The sequence below is a fragment of the Rhizobium herbae genome, from assembly GCF_017873135.1.
Taxonomy (GTDB): domain Bacteria; phylum Pseudomonadota; class Alphaproteobacteria; order Rhizobiales; family Rhizobiaceae; genus Pararhizobium; species Pararhizobium herbae.
This window is the reverse complement of sequence record NZ_JAGGJV010000005.1, coordinates 81,985-95,211: the sequence shown is the minus strand read 5'-3', so window position 1 is coordinate 95,211 and position 13,227 is coordinate 81,985. Positions and strand designations below refer to the sequence as shown.

General features: G+C 63.1%; 11 protein-coding genes. 2 read left to right on the top strand and 9 right to left on the bottom strand.

Annotated features, from left to right (window positions below):
• Positions 1-14 precede the first annotated feature (14 nt).
• The 3 genes from J2Z75_RS14560 to J2Z75_RS14550 form a co-directional block, all read right to left on the bottom strand.
• Complete coding sequence (locus J2Z75_RS14560) at positions 15-251, bottom strand: DUF4170 domain-containing protein (protein ID WP_037161704.1); 237 nt, start codon at positions 249-251, stop codon at positions 15-17.
• Positions 252-311: 60 nt separating this feature from the next.
• The gene (locus J2Z75_RS14555; protein ID WP_209853496.1) at positions 312-1,124 is read right to left on the bottom strand and encodes a 3'(2'),5'-bisphosphate nucleotidase CysQ; all 813 of its coding nucleotides are present in this window, start codon (positions 1,122-1,124) and stop codon (positions 312-314) included.
• Positions 1,125-1,197: 73 nt separating this feature from the next.
• On the bottom strand, positions 1,198-2,544 hold the full coding sequence (locus J2Z75_RS14550) for a TldD/PmbA family protein (RefSeq protein ID WP_209853495.1): 1,347 nt from the start codon (positions 2,542-2,544) through the stop codon (positions 1,198-1,200).
• Positions 2,545-2,715: 171 nt separating this feature from the next.
• Here J2Z75_RS14550 and J2Z75_RS14545 point away from each other — a divergent pair, with 171 nt between their 5' ends.
• Positions 2,716-4,575, top strand: a complete 1,860-nt coding sequence (locus tag J2Z75_RS14545) for a monovalent cation:proton antiporter-2 (CPA2) family protein (RefSeq protein WP_209853494.1) — start codon at positions 2,716-2,718, stop codon at positions 4,573-4,575.
• 6 nt (positions 4,576-4,581) lie between these two features.
• On the opposite strand, the gene J2Z75_RS14540 is transcribed toward J2Z75_RS14545, so the two are convergent.
• The 3 genes from J2Z75_RS14540 to J2Z75_RS14530 are packed head-to-tail and all read right to left on the bottom strand — an operon-like array spanning position 4,582 to position 8,065.
• The gene (locus tag J2Z75_RS14540; protein WP_209853493.1) at positions 4,582-5,451 is read right to left on the bottom strand and encodes a patatin-like phospholipase family protein; all 870 of its coding nucleotides are present in this window, start codon (positions 5,449-5,451) and stop codon (positions 4,582-4,584) included.
• Positions 5,452-5,470: 19 nt separating this feature from the next.
• The gene (gene rsmD / locus J2Z75_RS14535; RefSeq protein WP_209853492.1) at positions 5,471-6,031 is read right to left on the bottom strand and encodes a 16S rRNA (guanine(966)-N(2))-methyltransferase RsmD; all 561 of its coding nucleotides are present in this window, start codon (positions 6,029-6,031) and stop codon (positions 5,471-5,473) included.
• Between the two features lie 6 nt (positions 6,032-6,037).
• Positions 6,038-8,065, bottom strand: a complete 2,028-nt coding sequence (locus J2Z75_RS14530; RefSeq protein ID WP_209853491.1) for a pseudouridine synthase — start codon at positions 8,063-8,065, stop codon at positions 6,038-6,040.
• Between the two features lie 76 nt (positions 8,066-8,141).
• Between J2Z75_RS14530 and J2Z75_RS14525 the strand changes: the two genes are divergently transcribed.
• Positions 8,142-8,591: a nucleoside deaminase gene (locus J2Z75_RS14525; protein WP_209853490.1), complete on the top strand. Its 450-nt coding sequence runs from the start codon at positions 8,142-8,144 to the stop codon at positions 8,589-8,591.
• 18 nt (positions 8,592-8,609) lie between these two features.
• Here J2Z75_RS14525 and J2Z75_RS14520 read toward each other — a convergent pair whose 3' ends face one another.
• The 3 genes from J2Z75_RS14520 to ileS form a co-directional block, all read right to left on the bottom strand.
• Positions 8,610-9,086, bottom strand: coding sequence for a GNAT family N-acetyltransferase (locus tag J2Z75_RS14520; RefSeq protein ID WP_209853489.1), 477 nt, complete (start codon positions 9,084-9,086; stop codon positions 8,610-8,612).
• Positions 9,087-9,092: 6 nt separating this feature from the next.
• Positions 9,093-9,710, bottom strand: coding sequence for a hypothetical protein (locus J2Z75_RS14515; protein ID WP_209853488.1), 618 nt, complete (start codon positions 9,708-9,710; stop codon positions 9,093-9,095).
• Positions 9,711-9,847: 137 nt separating this feature from the next.
• A complete protein-coding gene (gene ileS, locus J2Z75_RS14510; RefSeq protein WP_209853487.1) occupies positions 9,848-12,790 on the bottom strand; it encodes an isoleucine--tRNA ligase in 2,943 nt (980 codons plus the stop codon).
• Positions 12,791-13,227 lie beyond the last annotated feature (437 nt).

Here is a 13,227-nt window from a genome sequence, read left to right as displayed (position 1 = left end):
GAAACGTCCCAGCATCAAGCCTGTTCCGGATCGAGCAGCCGGTGCATGTGCACGATGAAATACCGCATATGGGCGTTGTCGACGGTCATCTGCGCCTTGGACTTCCAGGCCGTCAGTGCACTGTCGTAATCAGGGAAGATACCGACCACGTCGAGCTTGTCCAGATCGCGGAACTGGACGCCGGTGAGCGTCGTCAATTCACCGCCGAACACCAGATGCAGCCGCTGTTTTACTTCCGAATTCTGAGCCATCAGACCTTCCAATTTTCTTGACGTATTTTGCTCGTGGTTTGCGGCATTCAGCCGGAAAGGTCAATGGCCCTCCAGCCCTTGCGAAGCGGCAATCAACGCCGGCAAAGCGGGCTTTGCCGCAGCACACAGGACCGTATGGCGAACATTGGGGCGATTGTAGGAAAGCGGCTGTCCGTCAAGACTGAAAAGCGCGCCGCCCGCCCGTTCGAGGATCAGATCGGCGGCGGCGAGGTCCCAATCATGGGAGTTTTTCTTGACGACGGTGCCATCGATCCGGCCATCGGCGATCATGGCGATCCGATAGGCAAGCGATGGCACATGCGGGATGCGCGACACGCTCGCCCGGTAACCGAGTTCGAGCAATCCGACGGTTTCCTCGGCAAGCGCGATCCGCAGAATCTCCGCGCCGATTGGCTTCACGGTGATCGCCTCGCCGTTCTTCCGCGCATCGCCGTTTTCCGTCGCATGGAACAGTTCGCCAAGCGCCGGGGCAAACAGCACGCCGGCGACGGGGCGGCCGAGATGCACGACGGCGACACTGACGCACCAGACGTCCTTGCCGGCAATGAAGGCACGGGTTCCGTCAATCGGATCGACGACGAAGACGGTATCGCAGCCGAGCCTGGCCTCGTCGTCGTCGGTTTCTTCCGACAGCCAGCCATAATTGGGCCGCGCCGCCAGGAGCTTTTCCTTGAGGATATCGTTGGCGGCATAATCCGCCTCGCTGACCGGCGAGCGTCCGCCATTCTTCCACTGGACGTCCGGATCCTTGCGGAAATAGGAAAGCGCCTTTTCACCCGCAGCCTTCGCCGCCATCGTGATCAATTCCAGATCGCTGGACCATTGCTCCGGCGATGGGCGGACGGCATTCATATCAGTCGTTCCATTTCCCGCGGCATCGTCAGCCGCGTTGAAGATCGGTGTCGGACAGGCAGGTTATACCAAGTTACTTGCCCGCCAGCGTCATGCCCTCGATAGCAAGCGTCGGTGCGGCGACGCCGAACTTGCGGTCGATATCGTCGGCAAGGGTTATGGCGAAGAACATCTGCTTGAGGTTGGAGGCAATCGTGACTTCCGAGACCGGGAAGGTCAACTCGCCGTTCTCGATCCAGAATCCCGAAGCGCCCCGGCTGTATTCGCCGGTCAGCATGTTGACACCCTGGCCGATCAGCTCGGTGACGTAGAAACCCGTCCCGACGTTGCGGATCAGATCTTCGCGCGAGAGTTCGCCGGGTTCCAGCGCGAAATTGGTTGCCGAGGGCGACACGGCGGGGCCGCCGCGCACGCCGCGTCCGTTGGTTTCCAAACCCAGTTCACGGCCGGTGGACGTGGAGAGGAACCAGTGCTGGAGTACCCCGTCCTCGATCATCGACAGCTTCTGCCCGGTGACGCCCTCGCCATCGAAGGGCCGCGAGGAAGACCCGCGCACCACCAGCGGATCGTCGGTGACTGTGATGCCGGCCTTCATGACCGGCTTGCCCATCATGTCGCGCAGGAAACTGGTCTTGCGGGCAACCGAGGCGCCGTTGATCGCACCGGCAATATGTCCGGCAAAACCGCGCGACATGCGCGGATCGAAGATGACGGTGACGTTCTTCTGGGTCGGCACCTGGCGCGGGCCGATGCGGGCGACCGCTTTTTCGCCGGCGGTGCGGCCAATCTCGACGGCGGATTTCAGGTCGTCGAAATAGAGGCGGCTGTCGAAATCATAGTCGCGCTCCATCTTGGTGCCCTCACCGGCAATGGCGCTGACGGAGCGGCCGAAGCGCGTGCCCATATAGGCGCCGGAAAACCCGTGCGAGGTGACGAGCACCATGCCGCCCATACCAGAGGATGCGCCGGCGCCGCTGGAATTGGTGACGCCGCTGACGGCAAGCGCTGCCTCTTCTGCTTCAAGCGCGGCTGCGGCCAGGGCATCGGTCGATACTTCAGTCGGGTCGTAAAGCTCAAGATCCGGATAGGATTTCGCCAGACGCTCGCTATCGGCCAGGCTTGCGAACGGATCCTCCGGGGAGGCCCTGGCCATGGCGACGGCGCGCTCGGCCAGCACCTTCAGGTCGAAGCCCGGATTGGCCGAAACGCTGGCGACACGGCGACCAACGAAGACGCGGAGCGAGAAGTCATCGCTTTCCGAGGCCTCCGTACCCTCGACCTTGCCGAGGCGCACCGAAACGGAACGCGACCGCCCCCGAACCACAACGGCATCGGCCTGATCGGCGCCGGCTTTCAGCGCCAGATCGATGAGCGCGGCCGCTCTTTGCTGGAGATCGCCGGAATCGATAATATCGGACATGATTTAGCCTTTCATTCCCGCTCCATTTATTGTGCACTGGGACGGGCATCAAGGGCATATCCTGATTCTTGATCGGCACTCCCGATGAAATACCGAAATCCGGGCAAACTTCCGCCCAGCAGAGACGCCAAAGCCCCGCGAAACGGCCGTGGGCCAAGAAAGAGCAGACGCATGTCGACGACACCCGCCCTCACCTCACAGGCCCTGCTTCTGCTCGGCGGCGCCGTCGTGGCAGCCCCGATCTTCAAGAAGCTCGGCCTCGGAACGGTTCTTGGCTATCTCGCAGCCGGCGTCATCATCGGCCCGCTCCTGCACCAGATCACCGAGGGCGAACAGATCCTCGGCTTTGCCGAACTCGGCGTCGTCTTCCTGCTCTTCGTCATCGGGCTGGAGCTAAAGCCGTCCCGCCTCTGGCAGATGCGGCGCGATATCTTCGGGCTCGGCACAGCGCAGGTGCTTTTGACCGGCGCCGCCGTCTCGGCAATCACTTTCTGGGCCGGGCTGCTCGACTGGAGCGGCAGCGTCATCACCGGTTTCGGACTGGCCCTGTCGTCAACGGCCTTCGCCCTGCAGATCCTCGACGAAAACGGCGACACCAACACGCGCTATGGCCAACGCGCGTTTTCGGTGCTTTTGCTGCAGGATCTGGCGATCGTGCCGCTTCTGGCGCTGATCCCGCTGCTTGCCCTGCAGGCCCCCGAGGATACGAGCCCGCCGCTGCAAGACTTCTCCGTCGCCGTCGGCGCGATCCTGATCATGGTCGTTGCCGGCCGCTATCTGCTCAACCCGCTCTTTTCGATCATCGCCCGGACCGGCGCCCGGGAAGTCATGATCGCCGCGGCCTTGCTCGTTGTGCTTGGCGCCGCGACCATGATGCAGCTCGCCGGCTTGTCGATGGCGATGGGCGCGTTCCTTGCCGGCGTGCTGCTGGCGGAATCGTCCTACCGGCATGAGCTGGAGGCCGATATCGAGCCATTCCGCGGATTGCTGCTCGCCTTGTTCTTCATGGCCGTCGGGCTGTCGCTGAACATTCAGGTCATCATCGACAACTACCTGCTGATCCTGGTCGCCGTACCCTCGCTGCTTTCGATCAAGGCCGTGGTCATCTACACGCTCTGCCGTCTGACGGGCTCGCCGCACAATGACGCGGTGCGCATCGGCCTGCTTTTGCCACAGGGTGGGGAATTCGGTTTCGTTCTTTTCACGGCCGCGTCCGCGGCGGGCGTATTTTCAGACGACTGGGCGTCGCTGCTGATCGTCATCGTTACCCTGTCGATGGCCCTGACACCTGCCGCATCCGCGCTCGCCGGTCTCCTCATGCAGGAACAGGACGAAGTGACGGAGGAGCTTGAGGAGGATTTCGATGGTGCCGGCGCCGACGTGCTGATGATCGGGTTTTCCCGCTTCGGCCAGATTGCTTCGCAGATCCTTTTGGCCGGCGGCCGCGACGTGACGATCATCGATCACTCCGCCGCCCGCGTCCGCCAGGCGGCGACCTTCGGATTCCGGATCTATTTCGGTGACGGCACGCGGCTTGACGTGCTGCGCGCGGCCGGTATCGAGCGTGCCAAGATCGTTGCGATCTGCACCCAGAAACAGGAAATCACCGACCGGATCATCGATATGGTGCAGGCGGAATATCCGAACGCCCGGATCTACGCACGCGCCTATGACCGCCTGCATACCCTCTCGCTCAGGGCACGCGGCGTCGACTACGAGCTGCGCGAGACGTTCGAGTCCGGGCTTGTCTTCGGACGCAAGACATTGGAAGGGCTGGGGATCGGCGACAGCGAGGCGCAGGCGATCATGGACGATATCCGCAGGCGCGACGAAGCCCGGCTGGCGGTGCAGGAAGCCGAAGGCATCAGTGCCGGCCGCGACATGCTGCATTTCGAACCGGTCAAACCGGAACCGCTGATCAAGCCGAGGCGCGAAACGCCACCGGCGCTGGCAGCCGACGACGATATCCTGCCGGCCTCGACCAGCAGCAAGGCCAAGCCGGCAAACGACGTGCTGGCTGGTGCGGACTGATCTACCTCAGCCCCGGTTCCTTGCCTTGAAGGCCGCGTCAAGCGCGGTCTTCAACTGATCCTTGACGCCTGCCGTCGCCGTCAGCACTTCCTGCGCCTTGAGGAAATCCATCACCCGGAAACGGCTGACCTCCGGGCGCAGCAGGATATCCGGCGGATGCGCCTTCATCTTCATGGCGATGATCGACTGCATCATCAGCTGGCTGGCGCCGAACAGGCTGTCGATCCGGCTCGGCATGGTCTCGCCGTCGCCATCCGGGCCACCGACGACATCGACGCCGATGACAATGTCGGCGAGCCCCGTCAGATGATCGAACGGGATCGGATTGTAGATGCCGCCGTCGATCATCACGCGGCCGTCGATCCGCACCGGCATGAAGACGGCCGGAAGGGCTGACGAGGCAGCCAGCGCCTGATGCAGGTCGCCGCTTTGGCAGACGCGCTCGGTCTGGCCGTAATAATCCGTGGTCATCACCTTCAAGGGGATGTGCAAGCTCCCGAAGTCCTTCGGGATCGAATCCGGCAGGAAAACCGGAAGGATGCGCTCGATGTTGAACTGGCCGATGCGAAAACCACCTGCCACGGCCTTGGCGAAACTGGATGGGCGCAGGCTCCAGAGCCGGTTGACGATCTCCTTGCGCCGGCCGACGGTCGCCAGCGTATGCTCGCGGATGTCGGCTCCGCTGAGGCCGGCCGCCATGCCCGCGCCCATGATCGCACCGATGGAGGAACCGGCGATGGCGACGGGGCGGATGCCGAGTTCGTTCAGCGCCTCGATCACATGAATATGGGCAAGTCCGCGCGCGCCGCCGCCGCCAAAGGCAATGGCGACGGTCGGGTCGGCTGATTTTTTCAATGTTTCAAGGCCTTGCGTCATGCCCAGCGTCTTTCCGGTGTCAGACGGCGCGGTAACGGTAGAAATGCATCTTCGTATCGCCGAACAGGCGGTCGTCGAGGAATTCGAAACCGTCCTGCAGCACCGGCTGAACATCGGCCCGCTCTTCGAGAATGGCAAGGGCGCCCGGCACCAGCCAGCCGCCATTGGCCGCCGATGCAAGCGCCTTTTCGCCAAGACCCTTGGCATAGGGCGGATCGGCGAAGAGGAAATGGAACGGTTCGACGGTGCCGGCAGGCCCGAGATCGGTCGCGTCGCGGCGGAAGACGCGCGCCCGGCCCGTCAGGCCGAACGCTTCGATGTTGGTGCGCAGCAGCCCCCTGCCCTCGGTACCCATTTCAACGAACAGCGCCTGGCGGCAACCGCGCGACAGAGCCTCGAGTCCCACGGCGCCGGTGCCGGCAAAAAGATCGAGCATGCGCGCGCCGTCAAGCGCTTCCGGATAGGAATGGCTGAGGATGTTGAACAGGCTTTCGCGCGTCCGGTCCGTTGTCGGCCGGATATCGTTGGACCTGGGCGTTGCCAGCCCGCGCCCGCGAAACTCGCCGCCGACGATCCGCACCGGCGCTTAGTTCCCGCGTCCACGCGGCTTGCCGCCGGCAGGCGGACGTCCACCCGATGGCTTGCCACCGCCGGGCTTGCGAGGACCACCGGTCTTTGTGCCGAACGGTTTTGCCCCGCCCGGTTTCGCACCGAAGGATTTGCCGCCTGCCGGTCTGTCGCCCGAGGGCTTGCCGCCGAACGGACGGTCACCTTCGCGACGTGGCGGACGATCACCCTGCGGGCGATCCCCACGCGGTGGCCGATCGCCAAAATCACGCGGCTTGCGGTCGCCGTCTTCGCGCGAGAAAGACTTCTCGCCGAAGGGTTTGCGCGGCCGGTCGCTTGGCGGGCGATCACCGGCAGGACGGTCGCTTTTCGGGCGATCGGAAAATGAACGCGCGCCTTCGGCACGCGGCTTGCGATCGCCGAACGGCTTGTCGCCACCTTCGCGGCGCGGCGGCCGATCTCCCTGGGGCCGGGCACCACGGGGACGGTCACCCTGCGGGCGGTCGCCGCGGGGCGCACGGTCGCCGAAGCTGCGGGCGCCACGGTCATCGCCGCCAGAACGCTTGCGGTCGCCACCGCGGCCTTCGTCGCGGCTCGGCTCTTCCGTTGCGCGGATCCAGTCCTTGTCGTCGTCGTCACGGGTGACGATGACGCGCGGGCCGCGATCGGGACGATCGTAGACGCTGGCCTTCTTGCGGTCCGGGTCGAATTTCCGGTTGGATTTCATCGGCAGACCATCCTTGGTCTTGCCATAACGCTTGACCGCCGGCGCGCCTTCCGGACGCTCGCGACGGACGGGCTTTTCAGCGACATCGGCAGCCTGCGCGTCCTTCGGCTTCTTTTCCGGCAGAGGCCGAGCACCGGGCGCCATCCAGACATTGGCCTTGCGGGCGCGGAAACCGGGTTCCCGCTTCGGTCCGTCGAATTTCGCCTCGGGCGCATCGCGGCCACCGCGTTCCGGACGGCCTCCCGCCCTGTCATCGCGCTTGGTATCGAGACGGGACAAGGCACGCTCGCGCTTGTCGCCGGCCTTTTCCTTGAAGGCGCCACGTTCGCGGGCTTCGGGTTTACCCGCAGCCCATTCGTTTTTCTGCGGCTTTTCTTCTTCCGCCGCGGCGGCATCGAAGATCGGCGCGTCGAAATTGGCCTTGGCTTCCTCGATCAGGCGCGGACCGAGCTGGTCGCGCAGCGTGCGGCCGCGAATTTCCTGGGCGTGGCCTTCCGGCAGTTCGCCGAGCTGGAACGGACCGTAGGAAATGCGGATCAGCCGGTTCACGTCGAGACCGAGCGCGCCCATGACGTTCTTGATTTCGCGGTTCTTGCCTTCGCGCAGGCCCATGGTGATCCAGACGTTGGACCCCTGGACCTTGTCGAGCGTCGCATCGATGGCGCCATAAAGCACGCCATCGACGGCGATGCCGTCCTTCAGCTTGTCGAGCGCTGCCTGATCGATAACGCCGTGGGCGCGGACGCGGTAGCGGCGCAACCAGCCGGTGGCGGGCAGTTCGAGCACGCGCGCCAGACCGCCGTCATTTGTCAGCAGCAGCAGGCCTTCGGTGTTGATGTCGAGACGGCCGATGGAGAGAACGCGCGGCAGGTCTTCCGGCAGGTTGTCGAAGACGGTCGGGCGGCCTTCCGGATCGGAATTGGTGGTCACCAGGCCGGATGGCTTGTGATAGAGCCAGAGGCGGGTGCGCTCGATGCCGCGGATCGGCTGGCCGTCCACCTCGATATGGTCGGCGAGCGTCGCATTGACGACCGGGCTGTCGAGCAGCTTGCCGTTGAGCGAGACGCGGCCTTCCATGATCATGCGCTCGATATCGCGGCGCGAGGCCACGCCTGCGCGGGCCATGATCTTGGAAATGCGCTGCGGAACGTCGGCGCCGACGGTTTCCGTCGCCGTCGGCCTGGGCTTGCGCGGCGTCTCGATTTCGGTGCTTTCATCGCCCGAAGGAGCGGCAGCGGTCTTGCGCGCGCCGGTATAGGGCTTCTTGTCGGACCGTGCGGGTTTACCGCCAGGCCGCTGGGGCTTGTCTTTGAATGTCATTTGTGTTGCCTGCCTTTTGGGCTGTCCTATCAGGTCAAGGCCCTTGGGTTAAGAGAAATTATCACGGGTCTCAACGATGGCTGAAACGAGCCGCTTCATGGATTTGGCCTTGTCGGAGGCGCGGATGGCGGCGGCGCGCGGCGAAGTGCCTGTTGGCGCCGTGCTGGTCTTCAATGGCGAGGTCATTGCCAGCGCCGGAAACCGCACGCGCGAGTTCAACGATGTCACCGCGCATGCCGAGATCGAGGCGATCCGCGAGGCTGCCCGCGCCATTGGCGCGGAGCGGCTTGTCGGCGCCGATCTCTATGTGACGCTGGAGCCCTGCACGATGTGCGCGGCGGCGATTTCCTTCGCCCGCCTGCGCCGGCTTTACTACGGCGCCGAGGATCCGAAGGGCGGAGGCGTCGACAACGGCGTGCGCTTTTTCAGCCAGCCGACCTGCCACCATGCGCCGGATGTCTATTCCGGTCTTTCCGGCCGGAGCGCGGCCGAAATCCTCAAGGAATTCTTTGCCGGGAGACGCTGAACGGCGAGCCGAAAAGCCTCAGCCGGCGGCAAAGGTCTCAAGGGCCTCACCCGACAGACGGTAGCGGGTCCATTCCGACAGCGGTTCGGCGCCGATCGCCTCATAGGCCCTGATGGCCGGCTCGTTCCAGTCGAGCACGCTCCACTCGAACCGGCCGCATCCCTTTTCCACCGCGATCCGCGCCAGATGGCGCAGCATCAAGCGCCCCGCACCGGTTCCCCGCTGATCGGGCGTAACATAGAGGTCTTCGAGATAAAGGCCGTTGCGCGCCAGCCAGGTCGAATAGCTGAAGAACCAGACGGCGAAACCGATGGGAATACCGTCACGCTCGCAGATTGCAGCATGCGAAACGGAATCCGGGCCGAACAGCGACGTGGTGACCGACTGAACGGTCGCCTCGACCTCGTGTCCGGCTTTTTCGTAGATTGCCAGTTCGGTGATGAAGCGCAGGATCGTGCCCGCGTCTTCCGGTGTTGCCTTGCGAATCTCAAACATGGCTTATCAGAAGATCTGGTACCATTTCTTGCCGCTGCCCTTGATCGCGGCTTCCTTCTTGCGGCGGCGTTCCTTGACCTGCTCCGGCTCGCCGAGATCCGCCGCCGCCTCTTCCGGCAGCTTGCGGTATTCGAGCGGCGGGTCGCTGAGGAAGCGGCGCTTGTCGGCATAGGCGCCCATCTGGATCTTGCGGGCTTCGCGATAGGCCTGTGTCTGCTCGCTTGCCGTCAACTTGCGGCCATTGGCGCTCGCCTTGGCCAGCGGCGAAACGTAGCCCGGGTTATCGGCGTTGGCATCGGCTTCCTCGCGCAGGCGCTGGCGCGTCTGCTCGGGCGATTCGATCCACTGCGGATTGTCCTTGGTGGCGAGATTCTGCTGCGGCTGAACCAATTGCGCCGCCTCGCTTGATGGCGGCAGCACCAGGCCGGGACGCGGCTGGTACTTGACGTTATTGGGCTTCGCCGCCCCCAGGCTTACGGAACTGCCGAGATCGTCCATCAGATGTTCGCCGGCGGTCTTGTCCGTCCCGTAGGTCGGGCCGCCGATGCAGCCGGTCAGAACGAGGCTGCCAGCCATGATACCGAATAGACCGGCATACACTCGAAACTCTCGCGTCATTCCCATGAAAACCCTTCCAGCAGCGCCGGCACGATCGATATCTCAAGGCGGCATTGCTGCGCCCATGACGGATAAATCCGCCGATTTTCAGGCAGGTTTACCGGATGAACCGCAATTACGCAATTCACCCGGTAAACAATCCCTTAAGAAGCGTATCCGAGCTCGCGCAGCGCCAGCGCATCGCGAGCGGACACGTCGGGGAACGCAGGGTCGGAGCCGACGTCGGCGGTGATGCGCCAGGAGCGGGCACATTTGACACCTTCGGCCAGCGTCGGTTCGACGCTGACGGAGGCGACATCGTCCAGTCGGAAGGCATCCGCCGGGCCGCTATCGGCAACGATGGTGACCGCCGACGTGATGCAGATTTCCGCCAGATCCTCGCCCTCGATCGCCGCCAGAAGGTCGGCATCGCCGATGTGGATGACCGGAGCCGCTTCCAGCGAGGAACCGATACGCTTGTCGCGGCGCTCGACTTCGAGAGCGCCCATGACAACCTTGCGCACGGTGCGGATCTTTTTCCACTTTTCGGCCAAGGCCTCGTCGCGCCATTCGGCCGGCACCAGCGGAAACTGTTCCAGATGGACGGAGACGGCGGAGGGATCACGCGACAGCCAGGCTTCTTCCGTGGTGAACGGAAGCACCGGGGCAAGCCAGGTGACGAGGCAATCGAACAGCTTGCGGATGACCGCAAGGCTGGCACGGCGGCGCAGGCTCGACGGCGCGTCGCAATAGAGCGCGTCCTTGCGGATGTCAAAATAGAAGGCCGACAGCTCGATGTTGGAGAAGTCGATCAGGGCACGGGCGATGCGCTTGAAATCGAAGGCGTCGTAACCTTCGCGCACGGCCTGGTCGAGTTCGGCCAGACGATGCAGCATCAGCCTCTCCAGCTCGGGCATGTCGTTGAAGGCGATGTCTTCACCCTTGTCATGCGCCAGCGTGCCGAGCATCCAGCGGATGGTGTTGCGCAGCTTGCGATAGCTGTCGATATTGGTCTGGATGATCGCCTTGCCGAGACGCTGGTCTTCCCAGTAATCGGTTGTGGCAACCCAAAGGCGCAGGATATCGGCGCCCGATTCCTTCATCACGTCCTGCGGGGCAACGACGTTGCCCTTGGACTTCGACTGCTTCTCGCCCTTCTCGTCCATCGTGAACCCGTGGGTGACGACGGCATTGTAAGGCGCACGGCCGCGCGTCGCGCAGCTTTCGAGCAGCGACGAATGGAACCAGCCGCGATGCTGGTCGGAGCCTTCGAGATAGACGTCGGCCGGCCATTTCAGGTCGGGGCGATCCTCCAGCGTGAAGGTGTGCGTGCAGCCACTGTCGAACCAGACATCGAGGATGTCGCGAACCTGCGTCCACCTGGCATGGTCGTGATCATTGCCGAGGAACCGGTCCTTGGCGCCTTCGGCAAACCATGCGTCCGCGCCTTCGGCCTCGAAGGCCTCGATGATGCGGGCGTTGACGGCTTCATCGATCAGTACCTCGCCCTGCTCATCAGCGAAGACGGCGATCGGCACGCCCCAGGCGCGCTGGCGCGACAGCACCCAGTCGGGACGGTTCTCGATCATGGCGCGCAGGCGGTTCTGGCCGGCTGCCGGCACGAAGCGGGTCTCGTCGATTGCAGACAGGGCGCGCGAGCGCAGCGTCGTGCCGTCGGCAAGCTCCTTGTCCATGTAGACGAACCATTGCGGCGTGTTGCGGAAGATGATCGGCTTTTTCGAGCGCCAGCTATGCGGATAGCTGTGCTTCAAACGACCGCGGGCGAAAAGGTTCTTCGCCTCGATCAGCGCCTTCATGACGAGTTCGTTGGCATTGCCCTTCTTGCCGTTGTCATCCATGACCCGGCCGGCACCGCCTTCGCGATCCGGACCGAAGCCGGGCGCGTCGGCGGTGTAGAAGCCGGCGTCGTCGACGGTGAACGGGATCTTCGACGAAATGCCGCGTGCTTCCAGAGCCCGGGCATTGTCCATCCAGATTTCAAAGTCATCGGCGCCATGGCCCGGCGCCGTATGGACGAAGCCCGTGCCGGTGTCGTCGGTGACGTGGTCGCCGTCGAGAAGGGGAACGAGAAAATCGTAGCCGAGGTGAGCCAACGGATGAGCACAAACCATTGCGCCTAGTTCGCCATCATCAATATCTCTTATGGGTTTCAAGGTAACCTTGGCCTTAGCCGCGCATTCATCGGCTAGTCGCTTGGCAAAAATTAGTTTTTCACCCGGCTGCGGGCCAAAATCATTCTCAGCAGTAGCGACTTCATAAAGTCCATAGCCGTAGCGCGACGAGAACGCGATCGCCCGGTTACCTGGGATCGTCCAAGGTGTCGTAGTCCAGATAACAACAGATGAACCACGTAGTTCGTCCATCTTCTGGTTTGCTTCGTTCGCCGACGATCCCAAAGTACCGAAGCCCTTTACCGGAAACTTCACCCAGATCGCATCGCTCTCGACATCGGCATATTCGACCTCGGCTTCCGCCAGCGCCGTGCGCTCGACCACCGACCACATGATCGGCTTGGAGCCGCGATAGAGCTGGCCGGTCTTGGCGATCTTCAGGAGTTCGCCGGCGATGCGGGCTTCAGCGTGAAAGGCCATGGTCGTGTAGGGATTGTCGAAATCGCCTTCGATACCCAGGCGCTTGAACTCTTCCGACTGGATCCTGATCCAGTTGGCGGCGAAGTCGCGGCACTCCTTTCGGAATTCGTTGACCGGGACCTCGTCCTTGTTCTTGCCCTTGGCGCGGTAGGCTTCCTCGATCTTCCATTCGATCGGCAGGCCATGGCAATCCCAGCCCGGAACATAGTTGGAGTCAAAACCACGCATCTGGAACGAGCGGGTGATGATGTCTTTCAGGATCTTGTTCAGCGCGTGGCCGATATGGATGTTGCCGTTGGCATAGGGCGGGCCATCATGCAGCACGAACTTTTCGCGGCCGGCGGCGGAGGCGCGCAGCTTCTTGTAGAGGCCCATCTGCTGCCAGCGGGCAACCGTTTCCGGCTCCTTTTGCGGCAGGCCGGCGCGCATCGGGAATTCGGTTTCCGGCAGATAGAGGGTCTTGGAATAATCAAGCTTTTCGGAAGTATCGGTCATGGTTTCAGCAATCATATCTGGGCGCGTGTCGCCGCGCATGCGAACGGGATATCATAAGGGAAACGGAGGGCGCCTCGGGAAGCGCCGAAAACCCGGACCTTCCGGCGGCAATCAAAGCGCTGGGAAGGCCGGGCCAATAATTCGCTGATCACGTATCAATCGACGATATCGGGTCATGGTGGCCGGTTGTTTAAGCGGTTTTCACGCGAAAAGGAAGATGACAACGGCAAAGTTTCAAAGAACGATGAGGTTCATGGCGATGGAATGCAATATCCGGTGCATGATGCGGCTTCCATGGAGCATTTCGGCTGAGTTCGTAAATGCGGAGACCTACCCCCCTCTGTCGGCGACGCCGACATCTCCCCCACAAGGGGGGAGATCAGCCGTGAGCCTTGAGTGCATAAGGGAAAAGAACAATCTCCCCCCTTGTGGGGGAG